Origin of the sequence: Clostridium sp. AM49-4BH (genome assembly GCF_003478335.1) — a bacterium.
Lineage (GTDB): Bacteria > Bacillota > Clostridia > Lachnospirales > Lachnospiraceae > Butyribacter.
In genome coordinates, this window is sequence record NZ_QUFB01000017.1 from 25,805 (window position 1) to 45,464 (window position 19,660).

The 19,660-nt window shown below is 43.4% G+C and carries 18 protein-coding genes and 2 pseudogenes; all 20 read left to right on the plus strand.

Annotated features, from left to right (window positions below):
* Nucleotides 1-124 precede the first annotated feature (124 nt).
* The gene (gene rho, locus DW981_RS06610) at nucleotides 125-2,026 is read left to right on the plus strand and encodes a transcription termination factor Rho (protein WP_347474521.1); all 1,902 of its coding nucleotides are present in this window, start codon (nucleotides 125-127) and stop codon (nucleotides 2,024-2,026) included.
* A gap of 141 nt (nucleotides 2,027-2,167) precedes the next feature.
* Nucleotides 2,168-2,374 carry a 50S ribosomal protein L31 gene (gene rpmE / locus DW981_RS06615; protein ID WP_022025014.1) on the plus strand — a complete coding sequence of 69 codons (207 nt, stop codon included), beginning with the start codon at nucleotides 2,168-2,170 and terminating at the stop codon, nucleotides 2,372-2,374.
* 176 nt (nucleotides 2,375-2,550) lie between these two features.
* Nucleotides 2,551-3,939 carry a DUF1385 domain-containing protein gene (locus tag DW981_RS06620; protein WP_118507181.1) on the plus strand — a complete coding sequence of 463 codons (1,389 nt, stop codon included), beginning with the start codon at nucleotides 2,551-2,553 and terminating at the stop codon, nucleotides 3,937-3,939.
* Entirely contained in the window at nucleotides 3,936-4,775 is an 840-nt protein-coding gene (gene prmC, locus DW981_RS06625) for a peptide chain release factor N(5)-glutamine methyltransferase (protein ID WP_118507182.1), read from the plus strand. Before DW981_RS06620 ends, prmC begins: the two co-directional genes overlap by 4 nt.
* A gap of 20 nt (nucleotides 4,776-4,795) precedes the next feature.
* Nucleotides 4,796-5,869, plus strand: coding sequence for a peptide chain release factor 1 (gene prfA / locus DW981_RS06630; protein WP_022025010.1), 1,074 nt, complete (start codon nucleotides 4,796-4,798; stop codon nucleotides 5,867-5,869).
* Nucleotides 5,870-5,886: 17 nt separating this feature from the next.
* Entirely contained in the window at nucleotides 5,887-6,957 is a 1,071-nt protein-coding gene (locus DW981_RS06635) for a glycoside hydrolase family 5 protein (protein ID WP_243034674.1), read from the plus strand.
* 37 nt (nucleotides 6,958-6,994) lie between these two features.
* Nucleotides 6,995-7,783: an RNA methyltransferase gene (locus tag DW981_RS06640; protein WP_022025008.1), complete on the plus strand. Its 789-nt coding sequence runs from the start codon at nucleotides 6,995-6,997 to the stop codon at nucleotides 7,781-7,783.
* A gap of 126 nt (nucleotides 7,784-7,909) precedes the next feature.
* Nucleotides 7,910-8,347, plus strand: coding sequence for an NfeD family protein (locus tag DW981_RS06645; RefSeq protein ID WP_022025007.1), 438 nt, complete (start codon nucleotides 7,910-7,912; stop codon nucleotides 8,345-8,347).
* A gap of 1 nt (nucleotide 8,348) precedes the next feature.
* Nucleotides 8,349-9,265 (plus strand): annotated as a pseudogene (locus DW981_RS06650) (SPFH domain-containing protein).
* A 77-nt stretch (nucleotides 9,266-9,342) separates the two neighbouring features.
* Nucleotides 9,343-10,340 (plus strand): annotated as a pseudogene (argF, locus tag DW981_RS06655) (ornithine carbamoyltransferase).
* 5 nt (nucleotides 10,341-10,345) lie between these two features.
* Complete coding sequence (locus DW981_RS06660) at nucleotides 10,346-11,347, plus strand: biotin--[acetyl-CoA-carboxylase] ligase (RefSeq protein WP_243034675.1); 1,002 nt, start codon at nucleotides 10,346-10,348, stop codon at nucleotides 11,345-11,347.
* Nucleotides 11,340-11,681: a DUF6145 family protein gene (locus DW981_RS06665; protein ID WP_022025003.1), complete on the plus strand. Its 342-nt coding sequence runs from the start codon at nucleotides 11,340-11,342 to the stop codon at nucleotides 11,679-11,681. Before DW981_RS06660 ends, DW981_RS06665 begins: the two co-directional genes overlap by 8 nt.
* 12 nt (nucleotides 11,682-11,693) lie before the next feature.
* The gene (locus DW981_RS06670; RefSeq protein ID WP_022025002.1) at nucleotides 11,694-12,464 is read left to right on the plus strand and encodes a type III pantothenate kinase; all 771 of its coding nucleotides are present in this window, start codon (nucleotides 11,694-11,696) and stop codon (nucleotides 12,462-12,464) included.
* Between the two features lie 15 nt (nucleotides 12,465-12,479).
* On the plus strand, nucleotides 12,480-13,472 hold the full coding sequence (gene dusB, locus DW981_RS06675; RefSeq protein ID WP_118507183.1) for a tRNA dihydrouridine synthase DusB: 993 nt from the start codon (nucleotides 12,480-12,482) through the stop codon (nucleotides 13,470-13,472).
* A gap of 80 nt (nucleotides 13,473-13,552) precedes the next feature.
* Nucleotides 13,553-14,326, plus strand: a complete 774-nt coding sequence (locus tag DW981_RS06680) for a shikimate dehydrogenase (RefSeq protein ID WP_118507184.1) — start codon at nucleotides 13,553-13,555, stop codon at nucleotides 14,324-14,326.
* Between the two features lie 134 nt (nucleotides 14,327-14,460).
* A complete protein-coding gene (gene gpmI, locus DW981_RS06685; RefSeq protein ID WP_118507185.1) occupies nucleotides 14,461-16,005 on the plus strand; it encodes a 2,3-bisphosphoglycerate-independent phosphoglycerate mutase in 1,545 nt (514 codons plus the stop codon).
* 141 nt (nucleotides 16,006-16,146) lie between these two features.
* Nucleotides 16,147-16,395 carry a preprotein translocase subunit SecG gene (gene secG / locus DW981_RS06690; RefSeq protein ID WP_182434173.1) on the plus strand — a complete coding sequence of 83 codons (249 nt, stop codon included), beginning with the start codon at nucleotides 16,147-16,149 and terminating at the stop codon, nucleotides 16,393-16,395.
* 188 nt (nucleotides 16,396-16,583) lie between these two features.
* Entirely contained in the window at nucleotides 16,584-18,431 is a 1,848-nt protein-coding gene (gene rnr, locus DW981_RS06695; protein ID WP_347474522.1) for a ribonuclease R, read from the plus strand.
* Nucleotides 18,428-18,748, plus strand: a complete 321-nt coding sequence (locus DW981_RS16130) for a S1 RNA-binding domain-containing protein (protein WP_347474523.1) — start codon at nucleotides 18,428-18,430, stop codon at nucleotides 18,746-18,748. Before rnr ends, DW981_RS16130 begins: the two co-directional genes overlap by 4 nt.
* The gene (gene smpB / locus DW981_RS06700; protein ID WP_022024996.1) at nucleotides 18,723-19,181 is read left to right on the plus strand and encodes an SsrA-binding protein SmpB; all 459 of its coding nucleotides are present in this window, start codon (nucleotides 18,723-18,725) and stop codon (nucleotides 19,179-19,181) included. Before DW981_RS16130 ends, smpB begins: the two co-directional genes overlap by 26 nt.
* Nucleotides 19,182-19,660: the final 479 nt, after the last annotated feature.

Consider the following 19,660-nt stretch of genomic DNA (forward strand, 5'->3'; position numbering starts at 1 on the left):
CTTTATATTATTTAGTGCATGTAATTACTCTAATACAGTAGGTCATAGATACATAGGCGAGACAATATCGTCGTGATCGATTTATTATTCATTATAATCCGACCTAATAATTGCAGAAAGAATCATGTTAGCACAAGTTGAATTTTTTTTATTGGAAAGGGATAATTTTATGACAGAATACGATAAGTTATCATTGGTTGAATTACGAATTGTAGCGAAGAAGATGGGCATCAAAAGTGTTACCAGTTACAAAAAGTTAGAGTTGCTTGCAAAAGTGAAAGAAGTTGCAGCAACAATGGAATCTACAGACGCGACACCTGAGACGGACGATATTCAGAGTGTAGATCATGTTGTAGAGAGCACAGGAGAGGCTGTCGACAGTCCGATGCCAAGATCCAGATATGCGAGTGAATCAGACAATTCCCGTATGGAGGAAAGTGGACGAGATATGAATCGTGGCTATGTCAGTGATAGAGAACCTATGAGAACATCCGGTTATATGAGGGATCCTGAGATGGGAATGGCTCGTGGAGGATACTCCCGTAACGAGGGAATGAGCCGTGGAGGATACACCCGCAATGATAATATGAGTCGCGGAGGATACTCCCGTAATGATAATATGGGTCGCGGAGGATACATGAATCGCGGTGATAATATGAACCGCGGAGGATATATGAATCGCGATAATATGGGACGTGGTGTATACAGCCGCAGTGAGAGTATGAATCGTAGCAATTATTCCCGTAACGAAGGCTATCGAAACGATGGTTATCGTAATGATAATATGGATCGTGGCGGATATGTACGCAATGATAACAGAGGCTATCATGCGGATCTTCGTCCGCAGCTGCACCGGGCACCACAGCACGAGTTGACACCAACGGAGATCGCTGAGTTGGATAGTGGTGTATCACGTGAGGGTATTTTGGAAGTACTCCCGGAGGGATATGGATTTATTCGATGCGACAATTATCTCCCTGGAGAGAGAGATCTGTATGTCTCACCGCAGTTGATCCGTAAGTACCATCTGCGTACCGGAGATATCCTAAATGGTAATATTCGTATTCGTAATCAGAATGAGAAATTTGCCGCATTATTATATATCAAAGAAATCAATGGCAGTGATCCGGATGAGATGATAAATCGTCCAAAGTTTGAGCAGTTGACACCGGTATTTCCGGATGAGAGACTTCGCTTAGAGACACCGGGCTGTCCGATATCCATGCGTATGATGGATCTGATCGCACCAATTGGTAAAGGACAGAGAGGAATGATCGTATCTCAGCCTAAGACAGGTAAGACGACATTATTAAAACAGGTTGCCAAGGCTGTTAAGACAAATCATCCGAAGATGCATTTGATCGTATTGTTGATCGATGAGCGTCCGGAGGAAGTGACAGATATCAAAGAGTCTATCTTAGGACATAACGTAGAAGTGATCTTCTCCACGTTCGATGAACTTCCGGAAAATCACAAGCGTGTATCGGAGATGGTTATTGAGCGCGCTAAGCGTCTTGTAGAGCAGGGCGAAGAAGTTATGATCCTGTTAGACAGCATTACTCGTCTTGCAAGAGCTTACAACCTGACAGTACAGCCAAGCGGTCGTACTTTGTCCGGCGGTTTAGATCCGGCTGCATTGCATATGCCAAAACGTTTCTTTGGTGCAGCACGCAATATGCGTGAGGGCGGAAGTTTGACAATCCTTGCAACTGCACTTGTGGATACCGGAAGTAAGATGGACGATGTTGTATTTGAGGAATTTAAGGGAACCGGTAATATGGAGCTTGTTCTTGACCGCAAGCTTTCCGAGAAGCGTGTATTCCCGGCGATCGATCTTCCTCGTTCCAGTACGCGCAGAGATGATCTTCTTCTGACACAGGAGGAGATGGAAGCTAATTTCCTGATGCGTAAAGCACTTACCGGAATGAAATCCGAAGAGGCTGTTGAACGGATTATTGAAATGTTCCGTCGTACTAAGAGTAATCAGGAATTTATCCAAACGATTCGCAAGACAAAAATTGTATAAAAGTGCTTGCAATCCGCTTTTGACTATGCTATACTGAAGAAGTTGTGTAAAAATGAGAATCGAGAAAGCTTTTTTCAAAGTTTTCTTCGCAATAGTAACCGACTGCTGAGAAGCGGCGGAATGGAAATGGAGGATAAAGCGATGAGAGAAGGAATTCATCCAAACTACTATCAGGCAAAGGTTGTATGCAACTGTGGAAATGAGTTTGTGACTGGTTCTACTAAGGAGGAAATCCACGTAGAAATCTGCTCCAAATGTCATTCATTCTATACAGGTCAGCAGAAGGCTGTCAAAGCTCGTGGTGCCATTGATAAGTTCAATCGCCGTTATGGTATTCAGGCAAACTAGCAAAATAAATGGTCGGAGTGCGTCCGGCCTTATGAACGGTCACAGTATTTGTGCTTAACAAGTGCTGTGACCGTTTGTGTTATACACAAATGGAGAGAAAGTGAAGTAAATTTGTAGTGCGAAAATTGTATCTGTTGTAGAATAAAACAGATGCGTGGAAGGGCATGGTTATAAAAATGAAATCATCAGGAATAGGTGGACAGGCAGTATTAGAAGGCGTAATGATGCGCAATAAGTCCAAGTATGCAGTAGCAGTACGCAAACCCGATGGCGAGATTGATATAAAGGTAGATACCTGCACAAGTGAAGGGGACCGCAAGCTGTTTTTCAGACTTCCATTGATCCGAGGTGTTGTTGCATTTGTGGACTCTTTGGTGTTAGGAATGAAGACATTGACATATTCTGCCAGCTTTTACGAAGAGGAAGAATCGCAGGAAGCTTCAGCTGCGGATGGGAACAAGGCAGATCGTACGGATGAGAAGAGTGGCGAGAAACAAAAAAAAGAAGGCTCCGAAGCAGAAAGTTCAGCAGCATTGGCGAAAAAAGCAGAAAAACGTGAACAGATGGAGATGGCGATGACAGTAATGCTGTCTATTGTACTGGCGCTGGCGGTGTTTGTTGCACTTCCGTTTGGATTATCTTTGCTGCTAAAAGATCATATTCGATCGCAGGCTGTATTAGCACTGATCGAGGGACTGATCCGACTGGGGCTGTTTATCGGTTATGTGTATGTCATTTCCTTTATGCAGGATATTAACCGGGTATTCATGTATCATGGTGCAGAACACAAGGCGATCAATTGCGTGGAAAGTGGTGATGATCTGACGGTATTGAATGTGCGTAAGCATTCCAGATATCACAAGCGTTGTGGAACCAGTTTCCTCTTTATTGTTATGTTGATCAGTATCGTACTGTTTATGTTTTTACATTTTGACAGTGTATGGCTTCGTTTGTTGAGCCGTTTGCTGCTGGTGCCGGTTGTGGCAGGTATTTCGTATGAATTTATCCGTCTTGCGGGCAACAGTGATGCAAAGATTATCAATATCTTAAGCAAACCGGGAATGTTTTTACAGGGATTGACAACGAGAGAACCGGATGACAGCATGATCGAGGTTGCCATTGCCTCAGTAGAAGCAGTTTTTGACTGGAAAGAGTACCAGAGCAGATTGCAGGCGGTTAAGAAGAGTACAAAACGCAAAAAAGTGGCAGAAGAGATGCGTAAAAGCGGCATGACAGCACCGCTGCCGATCGTGGATCCGGCGAATGCTAAGAAAAAGAGTGGAACAGAACTTGCTTCTGAGATCAAAAAACGTGAGCAGGAGTATAAGAAACGTGCCGATGAGCGCAAGAAATATATGGAAGAAATGCAAAAGCGTGAGGATGAGATCGCGAAGGTAATGGATGAAGTATCCAAACGTAAGGAAGAACGTCAAGCACTTGCACAAGCACAGGAAGAAATGACAGAGGATGAACTTTCCTCCTTAGATCGTTTCTTTGATGATCCGGATGGTACAAAATCAGATATGGAATCAAAGCCTTCCGTGGATGAGGTGGAAAACGGATGAAAGAGGAAATCCTTACGCTAAAGGAAGCTTTGGCGAAAGCCGTGGACAAATTGCAGCAGATGGAAGTGCCGGATGCCGACATTGATGCATGGTATTTGCTTTCCTATGTGACCGGACTTGACCGTGCGGCATTTTTCCTGCATGGAGAGGAACCGATGGCGGAGCCGGATATGATTCGATACCGCGACCTGGTTACAAAACGTGGGGAACGCATTCCATTACAGCATTTGACCGGTGAGCAGGAGTTTATGGGGCTGGATTTTCATGTGAATGAACATGTACTGATCCCGAGACAGGATACCGAATGTCTTGTGGAACGGGTTCTGCCATATGTAGACGGCAAACGAGTGTTAGATGTGTGTACCGGTTCCGGATGTATTGCGATAGCGATTGCCAAACTTGGTAAACCGTTCATCGTGCACGGAGTAGACATCTCCGAGGAAGCACTTGCAGTTGCCAGACAGAATGCAACAGAACTTAACGCTTCTGTAGAACTGTTTGCGGGGGATCTTATGACAAGGATGGATGGGCAATACGATGTGATCGTATCGAATCCGCCGTATATCCCACCGTCAGTGATAGAGGGATTGATGCCGGAAGTACGATTGCACGAACCGATGCTTGCACTGGACGGTGGACAGGATGGGCTGGAATTTTACCGGAGGATTGCAGGACAGGCGGTCACACGACTGGCGCCAAACGGAAGACTGTTTTTGGAGATCGGATGTGAACAGGCTGCTGCTGTAGCGGAAATATTGCAAAAACAGGGATATCGGGAAGTGCAGGTGTTTCAGGATCTTGCCGGTAAAGATCGTATTGTACAATGTATCGTATGAAATAGAATGGAGGAAGAATCATGTTTGATAAATTAGAAGATTTGGTGCGTAGATTGGAAGAGCTTAATATTGAGCTTACGGATCCTGATGTTATCAGTAATCAGGATAAATACCGCCAGCTTATGAAAGAGCAGAATGAGTTGACGCCGATCGTTGAGAAATATCAGGAGTATCGTGCGGCAAAAGATGGTGTGGAAGATAGTCTTGCCATTTTAGAGGAAGAGAACGATGAGGAAATGCGTGAGCTTGCCAAAGAGGAGTTGGCAGATTGCAAAGCTAAAGTAGAATCCTGTGAACAGGAATTGAAGATTTTGATGTTACCGAAAGATCCGAATGATGATAAGAACGTTATCGTAGAGATCCGCGGCGGTGCCGGTGGAGATGAGGCGGCATTATTTGCAGCAGATCTGTTCCGTATGTATTCTAAATTTGCAGAGGCAAACCGTTGGAAAGTAGAAGTGATGAGTGCCAATGAAAACGGCATTGGTGGTTTTAAGGAAATTGTCTTTATGGTGCTCGGTCATGGAGCGTATTCCAAGTTAAAATATGAAAGCGGTGTGCATCGTGTTCAGAGAATCCCAACGACAGAATCCGGCGGACGTATTCATACATCGACGGCAACGGTTGCGATCATGCCAGAGGTAGAAGATGTTGAAGTACATGTAGATCCGAACGATTGCAAGATTGATGTATACCGTGCGTCCGGTAATGGCGGACAGTGCGTCAACACAACAGATTCTGCTGTTCGTATTACGCATATCCCTACGGGTATTGTGGTTACCTGTCAGGATGAGAAATCTCAGCTCAAAAATAAAGACAAGGCGATGAGAGTACTTCGTTCCCGCATCTATGATATGGAGCAGGAGAAGGCGAATAGCGAACAGGCAGCTGAGCGGCGCAGCCAGGTTGGAACCGGTGATCGTTCCGAAAAGATACGTACTTATAATTTCCCACAGGGACGTGTGACAGATCACCGAATCAAATTTACCAGCCATCGTCTGGGAGAAATATTAGATGGAGATATCAATGAACTGCTGCAGAACATTATTGCGGCAGATCAGACAGCGAAATTAGCGAAATTAAACGAAAATTAATGGGGGGGAGAATGGTTATGAGAAAAAAGAAATGGTTACGTGGCGTAATGGCAATGGCGGTAGCGGGGAGTCTGCTTATATCGGCAGCACCGGGAAGCCTGCAGGCAACGAAAGTGTCAGCAGCAGTGAAGCTGACCGGTAAGACCAAAAAGGTTGCTTATCGAAATACTTTTGTTGGAAAACATGGCAGATTACGTGTCAAAGGCACTAAGCTGGTGGATAAAAAAGGCAAAGCGGTACAGCTTCGCGGAATATCCAGTCATGGCATCAACTGGGATGTTGGAGAACCGTTTGTTAATGAGAAAGCTTTGCAAAATCTGCGGGACGAATGGGGCGTCAATTGTTTTCGTGTTGCAATGTATACCGAGGATTACAATGGATACTGCGTGACAGATACGGCAAGCCGCAAGAAGCTTTTGGCAAAGATCGATACAGCCGTAAAAGCCGGAAGAAAGCTTGGCATGTATGTCATCATTGACTGGCATATTTTAAGCGATGGTAATCCGAAGAAAAATCAGTCTAAGGCTAAGGCATTTTTTAAGAAAATGTCGAATAAATATCGAAAAGAAAAACATGTATTTTATGAAATCTGCAATGAACCGAATGGCGGTGTACAGTGGAAGACTATCAAATCGTATGCAAAATCCGTGATCAAGGTGATCCGCAAAGCGGACAAAAACGCGGTAGTCATTGTCGGTACGCCGACCTGGAGTCAGGATGTTGATATGGCGGCAAAATCTCCGCTCAAAGGAAAAAACATTATGTATGCCTTTCATTTTTATGCAGCGACGCATGGCGATGATCTGCGCGCCAAAGTAAACGCAGCACTTCGCATCAAATTGCCACTGTTTTGTTCGGAATTTAGTGCGTGTGATGCCAGCGGAAATGGCAATTATGATTTTTCTTCCGCAAATAAGTGGATCAGTCTGATGAATCGTAATAAGATCAGTTATTGCTGCTGGAGCCTTAGCAACAAGCCGGAATCGGCTTCGCTGCTTAAAAGTTCCTGCAAGAAAACAAGTGGATTTAAGACGTCCGATTTATCTAAAATGGGAAGATATATCGTTAAGAAATACCGCAAAAAGTAAGAGAAAGTAAGTAGATAACGGAAAGGCACAAGATTTCATGCTTAGTAGTAATTCGAATCGTCAGATCAAAGAGTTGATCAAACTGCAGAATCAAGCGAAATATCGCAAAAAAAGCGGTATGTTTGTTGCAGAAGGTGCAAAGCTTGTCACAGAGGCGGCACATTATGGCAAACTGCAAAAAATATATATTGCAGAAAGTTCACAAGGCAGAGAAGAGGAACGTATTCAGCCGTTGTTAGAGGAGTTCCCATATGAAGTTGTATCTGAAGAAGTCTTTGCGGAGATCACGGATACGGTTACACCGCAGGGCGTTTTGGGATTGGTGCAGATGCCCAAATATACGATGGAGGAAATTTTGAACGCGAACAATCAACAGTTTTTATTGTTAGATGATCTGCGTGACCCCGGCAACTTGGGAACCATTATGCGAACAGCAGAGGGGGCCGGTATGGCAGCAGTGCTCATGAGCAAAGGGACAGTTGATCTGTTTAATCCGAAAGTAGTCCGTGCGACAATGGGAGCCATCTTTCGAATGCCATACTGCTATGTGGAAGATCTGCCGGCGCTTGCAGAAAAACTGCGAGAGCAGGGGATCGCAGTATATGGAACAGCTATGGAAGGCAGCGTTGTGTATGATGAACCGGATTATACCACGGGGGCGGCTATGGTGATCGGCAATGAAGCCAATGGTATGTCGGATGCGATGTTTGCAGCGATCACAGACCGAATCCGTATTCCGATGGAGGGAAGTTTGGAATCTTTGAATGCAGCAGTATCGGCAGCGATTGTTATGTATGAAATGCAGCGCCAGCGCAGACATCGTTGAAAAAGCAGAAAATGGTGGTCAGTGCAGATATAGTTGAAAAAAAGAGGGAAATGTTCTATAATGCTGACATTATAAACACACTGGAAACTTATAGTTCGAAAAATGAGAAAGGAATGTAGGAGTTATATGGAACCATTATATTGGCTGATATTGCTTGCAATCTTTCTTGTGATTGAGATCATCACATTGGGGCTGACAACAATCTGGCTGGCCGGAGGTGCATTGGTTGGATTTCTGGCAGCGGTGCTGCATGTGCCGTTACCGATACAGATTGTGCTGTTTTTGGTCGTTTCTATTGTATTGATCGTATTTACAAGGCCGGTAGCAGAGCGTTATTTTAATAACAGCAGAGAGCAAACCAATGTCGGTGGAATTATCGGCAGAGAGGGAAAAGTAATCGTTACGATTGATAACTTTAATCAAACTGGTGCTGTTTTGATCGATGGAATCGAATGGACAGCGCGAAGTGACGAGGAGGATGTGGTCATTGAGACGGGAGAGCGTATTGTCGTTACTCGCGTGGAAGGTGTCCGCGTGTTTGTGAAAGTGAAAGGAGATCATTAATATGCCATATTTAATTGTGTTATTAGTTGTTGTAGTGATTGTCATGATATCCTGCGTCAATGTAGTGCCGCAGGCTCATGCGTATGTTGTAGAGCGATTAGGTGGTTATCAGGCAACTTGGGATGTAGGAATCCATTTCAAAGTTCCGTTTATTGACCGCATTGCAAAACGTATTCTGCTCAAAGAGCAGGTTGTTGATTTCCCGCCGCAGCCGGTTATCACCAAGGATAATGTAACAATGCGTATTGATACTGTTATCTTTTATCAGATCACGGATCCAAAGCTGTTTGCATATGGTGTTGATAATCCGATCGTTGCGATTGAGAACTTAACAGCAACTACTCTGCGTAATATTATCGGAGATCTGGAGTTAGACGAGACGCTGACTTCCCGCGAGACGATCAATACGAAGATGAGGGCATCTCTTGATTCCGCAACAGATCCATGGGGAATCAAGGTGAACCGTGTCGAGCTCAAAAACATCATTCCTCCGGCAGAAATTCAGGATGCAATGGAGCGTCAGATGAAAGCAGAGCGTGAAAAGAGAGAATCGATCCTTCGTTCACAGGGTGAAAAGGAATCGGCTATCTTGGTAGCACAGGGTAAAAAAGAAGCGGCTATTTTGGATGCAGAAGCAGAAAAACAGGCAGCGATCCTTCGCGCAGAAGCTAAGAGAGAGTCGATGATCCGCGAAGCGGAAGGTCAGGCAGAGGCGATCAAGACGGTACAGCAGGCAAGTGCAGATGGTATTCGCATGTTGAATGATGCACAGGCGAGCAAAGAAGTATTGCAGCTTAAGAGTTTGGAAGCCTTTAGCAAAGCTGCCGATGGAAAAGCAACCAAGATCATCATCCATCTGAAATTCAGGGAATGGCAGGTCTTGCTAAATCTTTTTCCGAAGTGATCAAAGATAATTAAATGATGTTAGGTCATCTGTATACGATAGCATTCTGCAAAGGGTTACGGCCTCGGGCAGAGAGAAAAGAGGAGAAATTATGAGCGTTAATTTGAAAGGAAGAAATTTTCTGACATTAAAGGATTTTACGAAAGAAGAGATCAGCTATCTGTTGGATCTGTCTGCTGACCTTAAAGCCAAGAAGAAAAATGGAGAATTGGTTAATCATTATATTGGCAAAAATATTGCATTGATCTTTGAAAAAACCAGTACGCGTACCCGCTGCTCCTTTGAAGTGGCAGCACATGATATGGGAATGGGTGTTACGTATCTAGATCCACAGGGCTCTCAGATCGGTAAGAAAGAGAGCATTGCGGACACAGCACGTGTTCTTGGCAGAATGTTTGATGGTATTGAGTATCGCGGCTTTGAGCAGGAGATCGTAGAGGATCTTGCAAAATATGCAGGAGTACCGGTGTGGAATGGCTTGACAAATGAATACCATCCAACGCAAATGTTAGCAGATCTTCTGACGATCAAAGAGCATTTAGGACGTTTGGAAGGCGTTAAGCTGGTATATATGGCGATGCCAGATATAATATGGGTAATTCACTGATGATCGCTTGTGCTAAAATGGGAATGCATTTTACGGCATGTACTGCAAAGGAATATTTCCCAAATCAGGCATTGGTAGAACAGTGTGAACAGTACGCCAGTGAATCCGGTGGTTCCATCACGCTGACAGAGGATACAATGACCGGAACAAAAGATGCGGATGTTATCTATACGGATGTCTGGGTGTCTATGGGTGAGCCGGACGAAGTTTGGAAAGAGCGTACCTTGGCATTGTCACCATATCAGGTAAACGCAAAGGTTATGCAGAATGCCGGAGAACAGGCGCTATTTATGCATTGTCTTCCAGCTTTCCATGACTTAAAGACCAAAATTGGCAAAGAAGTATATGAAAAATTTGGATTAAAAGAACTTGAAGTTACAGATGAAGTATTTGAATCCAAGCAATCGGTAGTATTTGACGAAGCAGAAAATCGCATGCATACGATCAAAGCGGTGATGGTTGCAACATTAGGAGAGGCGTGATCTTTATGAGATCGAAGATATTACGGGAACTGATGGATCATTCGGACACATTTGTGTCCGGACAGAAATTATGTAAAACGTTTGGCGTGAGCAGACAGGCAGTTTGGAAAAACATTTGCTGTTTGAAAGAACTTGGCTATGACATTGAATCGGTTACTAATAAAGGCTATCGCTTAATAAGTAAACCGGATATATTGTATGGTCCTGAGATTGAGGCATATTTGGAAGAGGAAAGTTTCTGTCAAAAAGTCGAATGTCATGATAGCATTGACTCGACAAACATCCGAGGCAAACAACTTGCAGAATTGGGAGAAGCTGAGGGAACATTGATCGTAGCCGATCGGCAGACAGCGGGACGCGGACGCAGAGGCCGCAATTGGATTTCTGAATCCGGTGTTGGTATTTATATGACTTACGTATTAAGACCGACAGTTCAGCCGGCACATGTGTCAGGGATCACATTATTGGCAGCATTGGCAATGTGTGAAGCAACTTATCAGGAATGCGATGTGCTTCCACAGATCAAATGGCCCAACGATGTCATCATTGATGGCAAAAAGATATGTGGTATTCTGACGGAAATGAGTTCAGAAGTTCAGTATGTGCATTATGCCGTAATGGGTATCGGAATCAATGCTAACAAAGAAAAATTCGATGAGACATTAAAGGACAAGGCGACCAGCATTTATCTGTCAACAGGCAAAAAAGTAAACAGAGCTAAGTTTACAGCGGCTTTTGCAGATGCGTTTGGTGGTTATTACAGACGATATATGCAGGACGGAGATCTGTCTGCGTTTGTGGAAGAGTATGATGAATTGCTTGCCAATAAAGACAAAGAAGTGATCATCTACCATGGCATGGTTGAGGATGCCACGCCGGACAAAATATCACGGGGAATTGCACGTGGCATTGATAAAGACGGAGCACTGTTAGTTGAGATCGATGGCAGCGTCACACCGGTCATGTCCGGAGAAGTATCGATAAGGGGGGTACAGGGATATGTCTGAAAAGGAACCGGTTGTCTTATGTGCAGCGAGTTCTTATGAACAAAAATATTACCTGAACGAAGCGTTTAGCGGATTACCTACAGCAGTCAAAGAGGAATTGCAAGTCATGTGTGTGTTGTATACGGCAGACGTTGGCGGCATTTTGACACTGCAGTTTGACGAAGATGGCAATTTACAGTTTCAGGTGACTTCTGCGGATGATGATTTTCTGTTTGATGAGATCGGCAGTGTGCTCAAGATCAAGCAGTATCAGGCAGAAAAACAGGAGTTGTTAGAGGCTCTTGAATTATATTATAGAATAAAAATACTTGGTGAAAAGGTCGATTTCGACTAATGGAGGACAGCTATGTTATTAGCAGTAGATGTTGGAAATACAGATATTACATTTGGATTGTTTCGTGAGAGTGAATTAATCACGAGATTTCGAGTCACAGTAAAAGTACCGCGCAGCTCGGACGAGTATGGCGAGTTGATCTGTGCGATACTGCAGCAGAAAGGATACTCTCCGGAAGATGTAAATGAAGTGATCATTGCATCTGTTGTGCCGAAGATCATGTACTCTTTTACAAGTGGCATCATCAAGTATCTGCATTGTCATCCGCTGGTAGTCGGAGCCGGAATAAAGACCGGAATACGTATAGAAACTGCCAACCCAAAAGAAATCGGACCGGATCGTATAGTAGATGCAGTCAGTGCCTACGAACAGTATGGCGGACCGATTATTGTTGTTGATTTTGGAACAGCGACAACATATGATATTGTTACTGCAGAGGGGGCATTTCTAGGTGGTGTGATCAGTCCAGGAATACGCATTTCTGCGAACGCGTTGTGGAATAATACAGCGAATCTGCCGGAAATTGAGATCAAATGCCCGGGCGTTTCTATTGCAAAGGATACGATCACATCAATGCAGGCAGGACTGTTTTTTGGCACGATCGGTCAGTCGGAGTACATTATTCGAAAGATCAAAGAAGAGTCAGGCTTCTTGGATGCGAAAGTTGTCGCAACCGGAGGACTTGGGAAGATCATTTCAGAGCATACGGACGAGATACAGGTGTATGACAGCGATCTGACACTTCGAGGCCTACAGATTATCTATGATAAGCAGAAGAAATAATAAAATTGGAGTGTTATGCGTAGTTTTAAGATAGGAAATGTATTGATTCCCGGCAATTTAATATTAGGACCAATGGCAGGTGTAACAGATCTGCCATTTCGTTTGTTATGCAAGGAGCAGGGAGCTGATCTTGTCTACACGGAGATGATCAGTGCAAAAGGAATATATTACAATAACAAAAATACAGAAAAGCTATGGGAAATCGCGGATGAAGAGCATCCGGCAGCATTGCAGTTGTTTGGCTCAGATCCGGATCTGATGGCAGAAATGGCACGTAAAATTGATCACCGTAATTTTGATATTTTAGATATTAATATGGGGTGCCCGGTGCCGAAAGTGGTTAACAATGGCGAGGGTTCAGCGTTGATGAAAACTCCGGAGCTGGCAGCGGAGATCATTCGCAAAGTATCACAGGCAAGTTCAAAGCCTTTGACCGTTAAATTTCGCAAAGGCTTTACCGAGGATACCGTCAATGCAGTCGAATTTGCCAAGATGGCAGAACAGAATGGTGCAGCAGCCATTGCGGTACATGGACGCACCAGAGAACAGTATTATAGCGGAAAAGCAGATTGGGATATCATTGCGCAGGTTAAAGAAGCAGTAACAATCCCGGTGATAGCCAGTGGAGATATTTTTTCAGCAGAAGATGCAATCAAATGTTTGGAGCAGACAAAATGTGATGGACTCATGTTGGCTCGTGGTGTTCGAGGTAATCCGTGGCTGTTTGCTGAGATCAAACAGGCACTTATGCAGTACGCTGCCGGAGAAGAGATACAAATCTCGAAACCACAGCTTTCAGAGGTGGTTGAAATGATACGCCGTCATGGCAGAATGCAGGTGGAATACAAAGGCGAGATAATGGGGATGCGGGAGATGCGAAAGCACGTAGCATGGTATACGACAGGATATCCGCATTCGGCAGCAATCCGCAGAGAAGCCAACTTTATTGAGACGTATGAACAACTGGAAAAGCTTTGTGATAAGATACTAGCCGACAGCAAGTCATGATTAGTGAGTTTGCGCTTGTAATTCTTTACTTAATGAAGTAAACTGCTATAAGAAATAAATTATACAGGAGGCTAATCAAAATGGATTACGGTTTGATTGGTGGAAAGCTGGGACACAGTTATTCCAAAGATATTCACGAGATGTTGGCAGATTATACATATGATCTATGTCCTTTGACAAAAGAGGAATTTGTGCCTTTCATGGAGCAGCATGCATTCCGGGCAATCAATGTCACCATTCCTTACAAACAGGATGTTATTCCTTACCTGGACAGCTTAGATGACAATGCAAAGGCTATCGGTGCAGTCAATACGATCGTAAATAAAGATGGTCGTTTGGAAGGCCACAATACAGATTTCTCTGGCTTTATGTATATGTTAAAGAAACATAACATTTCCGTAAAAGGAAAGAAATGTGTTGTTCTGGGAGATGGAGGTGCTTCTAAAGCAGTCGTTGCTGTATTAAAAAAGATGGAAGCCAAAGAAGTTGTTATTGTTGATATTATCAAGACAGCATCTGCGATCACTTATGAAGAATGCTTTGCGAAACATACAGATGCTGAATTTATTGCAAATACAAGTCCGGTTGGTATGTATCCAAACTGTGATGCCAGTCCGGTTGATCTAACACGTTTCCCGGAATGTGAAGCAGTAGTTGATGTTATTTATAATCCATTGGAGACAAAGTTAGTTGCTCAGGCAAGAAAGCTTGGAATGACTGGCGTTAATGGATTGGAAATGCTTGTAGCACAGGCGTTGTATGCGGTAGAGTTTTTCTTGGACACAAAGTTAGACGAAGCCAAGATTGATGAAGTATATCACAAAATCTATGAAGAGAAAGTGGGAGAGCAATAAAAGCTGCAACTGTATATATCTTGCATAAATGCAGCGATTATTATATAATCTAATTTTGGGTAAGATGATAAAGAACAAAGATGTCTGATGCCTTTGCGGCATAAGCGGACATAAACGATTAATGGAGGTCAAAAATGAGTAAAAAACCAGTTGTTTTGATGATTCTTGATGGATATGGTTTGAATGACAAGACGGAAGGCAATGCGATTGCCATGGCAAATACGCCGGTAATGGACAAGCTGATGGCAGAATGCCCTTGGCAGCCGGGTCTTGCCAGCGGTCTTGCAGTTGGTCTGCCGGATGGTCAGATGGGTAACTCCGAGGTAGGTCATATGAATATCGGTGCCGGACGCATTATTTATCAGGATCTGACTCGTATCACCAAAGCAATTGAAGATGGTGATTTCTTTGAAAATAAAGTATTACTGCAGGCAGTAGAAAATGTGAAAAAGAACGGTTCCGATCTGCATTTATTCGGACTTCTTTCCGATGGTGGCGTGCACAGCCACAACACACATCTGTATGCATTGTTAGAGCTTGCTAAGAAAAACGATGTAAAAAATGTATATGTTCACTGTTTCTTAGATGGTAGAGATACACCACCGGCATCCGGCAAAGATTATGTTGCTGAGTTGCAGGCTAAAATGGATGAGATCGGAGTAGGTCAGATCGCAAGTGTTCATGGACGTTATTATGCAATGGACCGTGACAACAACTGGGATCGTGTAGAAAAAGCCTATAAAGCATTGGTTGAAGGTGTTGGCAATAAAGCAGCCGATGGAGTGCAGGCAGTTGCAGATTCTTATGCAGCGGACGTAACAGATGAGTTTGTTGTTCCTACCGTTGTTGAGAAAGACGGCAAACCGGTCGCAACGATCAAACCAAATGATTCAGTGATCTTTTTCAATTTCCGTCCGGATCGAGCTCGTGAGATGACGCATGCATTTTGTGATGAGCAGTTTGATCATTTTGAGCGTGCCAATGGATTTATGCCACTTACTTTTGTGTGCTTCAAGGATTACGATGAGACGATTGCCAACAAGCTTATCGCCTTTGAAAAAGAAAATATCGTAGATACATTTGGCGAGTATCTTGCAGCGAATGGCAAGAAACAGCTTCGTCTTGCAGAGACTGAGAAATATGCGCATGTTACATTTTTCTTTAACGGTGGTGTAGAAGAGCCAAATAAAGATGAAGAGCGTTCCTTGGTAAAATCTCCTGCAGTTGCTACTTATGATCTGCAGCCTGAGATGAGTGCTCCGGAAGTCAGCAAACGTCTTAATGAGGCAATTGCATCCGATAAATATGATGTGATCGTGATCAACTTTGCAAATCCGGATATGGTCGGACACACAGGAGTGATCCCGGCAGCAGTGAAAGCAGTTGAAGCAGTTGACCAGTGCGTAGGTACTGCAGTAGAAGCAATTAAAAAAGCAGACGGAGTATTGTTTATCTGTGCAGACCACGGAAACGCAGAGAAGATGATCGATTATGAGACAGGAGAGCCTCATACAGCACACACAACCAATCCGGTTCCTTTTGTGCTTGTTAATTATGATGAAGCATACACGCTTCGCGAGGGTGGCCGTTTGGCAGATATTGCGCCTACTTTGCTTGAGATCATGGGATTGCCACAGCCGGCTGAGATGACTGGCGAGTCTCTTCTTCTTAAAAAATAAGAATCAGCTTGCTATTTCATAGACAATATGCTATGATAGTATCTGCTGGAAACTGCGTATAGACAGTTTCAAAAAGAGATTTTCAGACGGCGAACTGCGGGTAGCAGATAACCGTAAAACACAGAATGGAGGAAGTTTTCAATGATTCATACACTGCATACTATTTTATTGTTGGTATATATTCTTGTATGTTGCGTTTTGACAGTAATCGTACTGATGCAGGAGGGCAAGCAGGCAGGACTTACCGGAGCGATCAGCGGTGCCGCTGAGACATACTGGGGTAAGAACAAGGGTCGTTCCATGGAAGGTGGATTAGAGCTTGCAACAAGGATTCTTGCTGTTGTGTTTGTCGTGCTTTCATTAATTCTCAATCTGAAGATATTTCAGTAGAGCATGACAATGGAGCGATAACAGTATGGTTGTTGTTTTGAGAGAGCGTGCTGCTAAAGCGATGGCAGTATGGTTGTTGTTTTGGTGGAATATGTTACTAAAGCGATGACAGTTTCGCCGTTGTAAACAAATGCATTATTACAGGGATTGCCGATTGGCAATCCCTTTTTTCAAAATGGAGGATCTGTATGAAAAAAGAAGAGTTCGATAATAAAAAGAAATTAGTATATGATTTTGTTACAGACAAAGAATATAAGCCGATGTCTGTAAAGGAAATGGCGATGGTATTACAGGTGCCTGCCGCAGAAAAGAAAGATCTGCGCCGCGTGGTCGAGGCATTGTGCGAGGAAGGCAAGATCCATATCAGTCAGCGTGGAAAAGTGCGGCCACTGGCCGACAATCTGCTTACCGGCCGCTTTATGGCAACACAGAAAGGGTTTGGATTTGTCCGTGTTGAGGGAGAAGAGGAGGACTACTTCATCCCGGCGCATCAGGTGATGAATGCACTCGACGGAGATACTGTGCGCATTTCCGTAGACGACAAGCAACGTGGCAAACGTAAAGAAGCAACGGTTGTGAGCGTATTAGAGAGAGCCTCAACAATCTTAGTGGGAACGTATTCCAAAAGTAAAAGCTTCGGTTTTGTCGTTGCTGACAACCATAAGTTCACCAAAGATATTTATATTCCAAAGGCAGAAAGCAAAGGTGCTGTCACCGGTCATAAAGTTGTTGTAGAAATTACGGACTATGGCAGTGAAAATCACAACCCGGAAGGCAGAATATTGGAAATTATAGGTCATATCAATGATCCCGGTGTTGATATTTTATCTGTGATCAAAGCGTATGGTCTGCCGGAAGAGTATCCGGATGCAGTGATGGATCAAGTTGCTGGGATTGATGACGAAGTACCGGAAGAACAAAAGAAAGGACGCGTAGATTATCGCTCTTTGCAGACGGTAACGATTGACGGTGAAGATGCCAAAGATCTTGATGATGCAATAACCTTGACCAAAGAAGGAGACATATATCATCTGGGTGTGCATATTGCGGACGTCAGTCAGTATGTAACAGAGTCCTCTGCATTAGATAAGGAAGCCCTTAAACGAGGAACCAGTGTATATTTGGTCGATCGCGTTATTCCTATGCTGCCCCATAAGCTGTCAAACGGAATATGTTCACTAAATCAGGGAACAGATCGTCTTGCTTTATCCTGTATGATGGACATCAATGCCAAAGGAGAGATCATAAAACACCGCATAGAGGAAACTGTGATCAACGTCGATCGTCGAATGTCCTACACAAGTGTTCATGCGATTGTTGAATTGCAGGATCCTGAGGAGCGCAAAGAATATGAAGAACTGATACCGATGTTTGAACTGATGTATGAGCTGGCATCCATTTTGCGCAAGCGTCGTGATAAACGTGGATCTATAAATTTTGATTTTCCGGAAAGCAAGATCACATTGGATTCCAAAGGAAAACCGATCGATGTAGCAGAATACGAGCGCAATAATGCACATCGTATTATTGAAGAATTTATGTTGGCGGCAAATCAGACCGTTGCGGAAGATTACTATTGGCAGGAACTTCCTTTTGTGTATCGTACACACGAAGCACCTGACAGCGAAAAGATATTACAGCTCGGCATATTTATCAATAATTTTGGATATACCATTAAGACTGGTGCGGAGGATGAAATACATCCAAAGGAACTGCAAAAGTTGATCTCCAAAGTGGAAGGAACGCCAGAGGAGGGACTCATCAGTCGACTGACGCTGCGTTCTATGAAACAGGCAAAATATACGACAGAATGTGAAGGTCACTTCGGGCTGGCAATGAAATATTATTGCCACTTTACGTCGCCGATCCGCCGATATCCGGATCTGCAGATCCATCGTATCATCAAAGAAAATCTACACGGTGCCTTGACAGACAAGCGGATCAGTCATTATGAACAGATACTGCCGGAGGTGACGGCAGAGGCAAGCAGACTGGAGCGAAGGCAGATGATGCGGAGCGTGAAGTTGAAAAAATGAAAAAAGCGGAATATATGGAGCAATTTATCGGTGAGACATTCGACGGTGTGATTTCCGGCGTGACGAGCTGGGGTATGTATGTGGAACTGCCGAATACGATCGAGGGTATGGTGCGTGTTGCAGACATTCCGGGAGACTATTATTATTTTGAGGAAGAGCGCTATCAAATGGTTGGAGAGAAGACAGGCAAAATATATAAGCTTGGCCAGAAAGTGCGCGTGACCGTGTCGGCAGTAGACAAGCTGCTTCGCACGATCGACTTCGAATTGAATGAGGAGGACGAAAACGAACATGGCGAAGAAACTGATCGCAAATAATAAAAAAGCATATCATGATTATTTTATCGAGGAAAAATATGAAGCAGGGATATCTCTTGCCGGAACAGAAGTGAAATCTCTGCGTATGGGCAGATGCAGTATAAAAGAAGCATTCATTCGCATCGAACACGATGAGGTATTTGTGTACAATATGCACATCAGTCCTTATGAAAAAGGAAATATCTTTAACAAAGATCCACTGCGCGTGCGTAAATTATTGCTGCATCGCCAGGAAATCCGCAAGATCCAAGGGCATATTACGCAGAAGGGTTATACGATCGTGCCGCTAAGCGTGTATTTCAGCGGCAGCCTGGTCAAAGTCGAAATTGGCTTAGCAAAAGGTAAGAAATTGTATGACAAACGACAGGATATTGCCAAGAAAGATCAACGGCGTGAGGCAGAACGTAAATTCAAAGTAAGTAATCTGTATTAATGAATTACAATAGTATTGAATTGAATATTGTAAAAAGTGGATGAAATCTTTTCTTTTTTTGTGCGTGTCAAACAGACGATTTTAACAAAGTTATTTTGCACAAAAAAACAAATTATTAATAAAAAAAAATCGGCAGAATTAACTTCGATAAAATTCTGGAAAAAATTTAAGAAATTATAGCACCTGTTTTGTTGTATGATTTATACAAAATCAGCCGATTAAAACATTATTTGTTGGATAAAATGTATGGATACCAACATGAATTTTAAAAAATGGAAAAAAACGGAAAAACAACATGACAGATTTTATAGTTGACAACACAAAAGTCATGTATTAAAATAACAGTCGGCTGATTGAAATGTGAACAAAATGTGTTTTGTATGTCGAAAAAATACATAATATGTCATTTCGAAACAGAATGACAAAAGGTTTTGCATAATGACGAAAGCAAGCACATGTTGTGACGCAGGCAGACTGCC

What these genes read in the sequence shown, in the direction of transcription:
- rho (WP_347474521.1), top strand. Translation starts at nt 125, where the DNA reads ATGTTAGCACAAGTTGAATTTTTTTTATTGGAAAGGGATAATTTTATG.
- rpmE (WP_022025014.1), top strand. Translation starts at nt 2,168, where the DNA reads ATGAGAGAAGGAATTCATCCAAACTACTATCAGGCAAAGGTTGTATGC.
- DW981_RS06620 (WP_118507181.1), top strand. Translation starts at nt 2,551, where the DNA reads ATGAAATCATCAGGAATAGGTGGACAGGCAGTATTAGAAGGCGTAATG.
- prmC (WP_118507182.1), top strand. Translation starts at nt 3,936, where the DNA reads ATGAAAGAGGAAATCCTTACGCTAAAGGAAGCTTTGGCGAAAGCCGTG.
- prfA (WP_022025010.1), top strand. Translation starts at nt 4,796, where the DNA reads ATGTTTGATAAATTAGAAGATTTGGTGCGTAGATTGGAAGAGCTTAAT.
- DW981_RS06635 (WP_243034674.1), top strand. Translation starts at nt 5,887, where the DNA reads ATGAGAAAAAAGAAATGGTTACGTGGCGTAATGGCAATGGCGGTAGCG.
- DW981_RS06640 (WP_022025008.1), top strand. Translation starts at nt 6,995, where the DNA reads ATGCTTAGTAGTAATTCGAATCGTCAGATCAAAGAGTTGATCAAACTG.
- DW981_RS06645 (WP_022025007.1), top strand. Translation starts at nt 7,910, where the DNA reads ATGGAACCATTATATTGGCTGATATTGCTTGCAATCTTTCTTGTGATT.
- DW981_RS06660 (WP_243034675.1), top strand. Translation starts at nt 10,346, where the DNA reads ATGAGATCGAAGATATTACGGGAACTGATGGATCATTCGGACACATTT.
- DW981_RS06665 (WP_022025003.1), top strand. Translation starts at nt 11,340, where the DNA reads ATGTCTGAAAAGGAACCGGTTGTCTTATGTGCAGCGAGTTCTTATGAA.
- DW981_RS06670 (WP_022025002.1), top strand. Translation starts at nt 11,694, where the DNA reads ATGTTATTAGCAGTAGATGTTGGAAATACAGATATTACATTTGGATTG.
- dusB (WP_118507183.1), top strand. Translation starts at nt 12,480, where the DNA reads ATGCGTAGTTTTAAGATAGGAAATGTATTGATTCCCGGCAATTTAATA.
- DW981_RS06680 (WP_118507184.1), top strand. Translation starts at nt 13,553, where the DNA reads ATGGATTACGGTTTGATTGGTGGAAAGCTGGGACACAGTTATTCCAAA.
- gpmI (WP_118507185.1), top strand. Translation starts at nt 14,461, where the DNA reads ATGAGTAAAAAACCAGTTGTTTTGATGATTCTTGATGGATATGGTTTG.
- secG (WP_182434173.1), top strand. Translation starts at nt 16,147, where the DNA reads ATGATTCATACACTGCATACTATTTTATTGTTGGTATATATTCTTGTA.
- rnr (WP_347474522.1), top strand. Translation starts at nt 16,584, where the DNA reads ATGAAAAAAGAAGAGTTCGATAATAAAAAGAAATTAGTATATGATTTT.
- DW981_RS16130 (WP_347474523.1), top strand. Translation starts at nt 18,428, where the DNA reads ATGAAAAAAGCGGAATATATGGAGCAATTTATCGGTGAGACATTCGAC.
- smpB (WP_022024996.1), top strand. Translation starts at nt 18,723, where the DNA reads ATGGCGAAGAAACTGATCGCAAATAATAAAAAAGCATATCATGATTAT.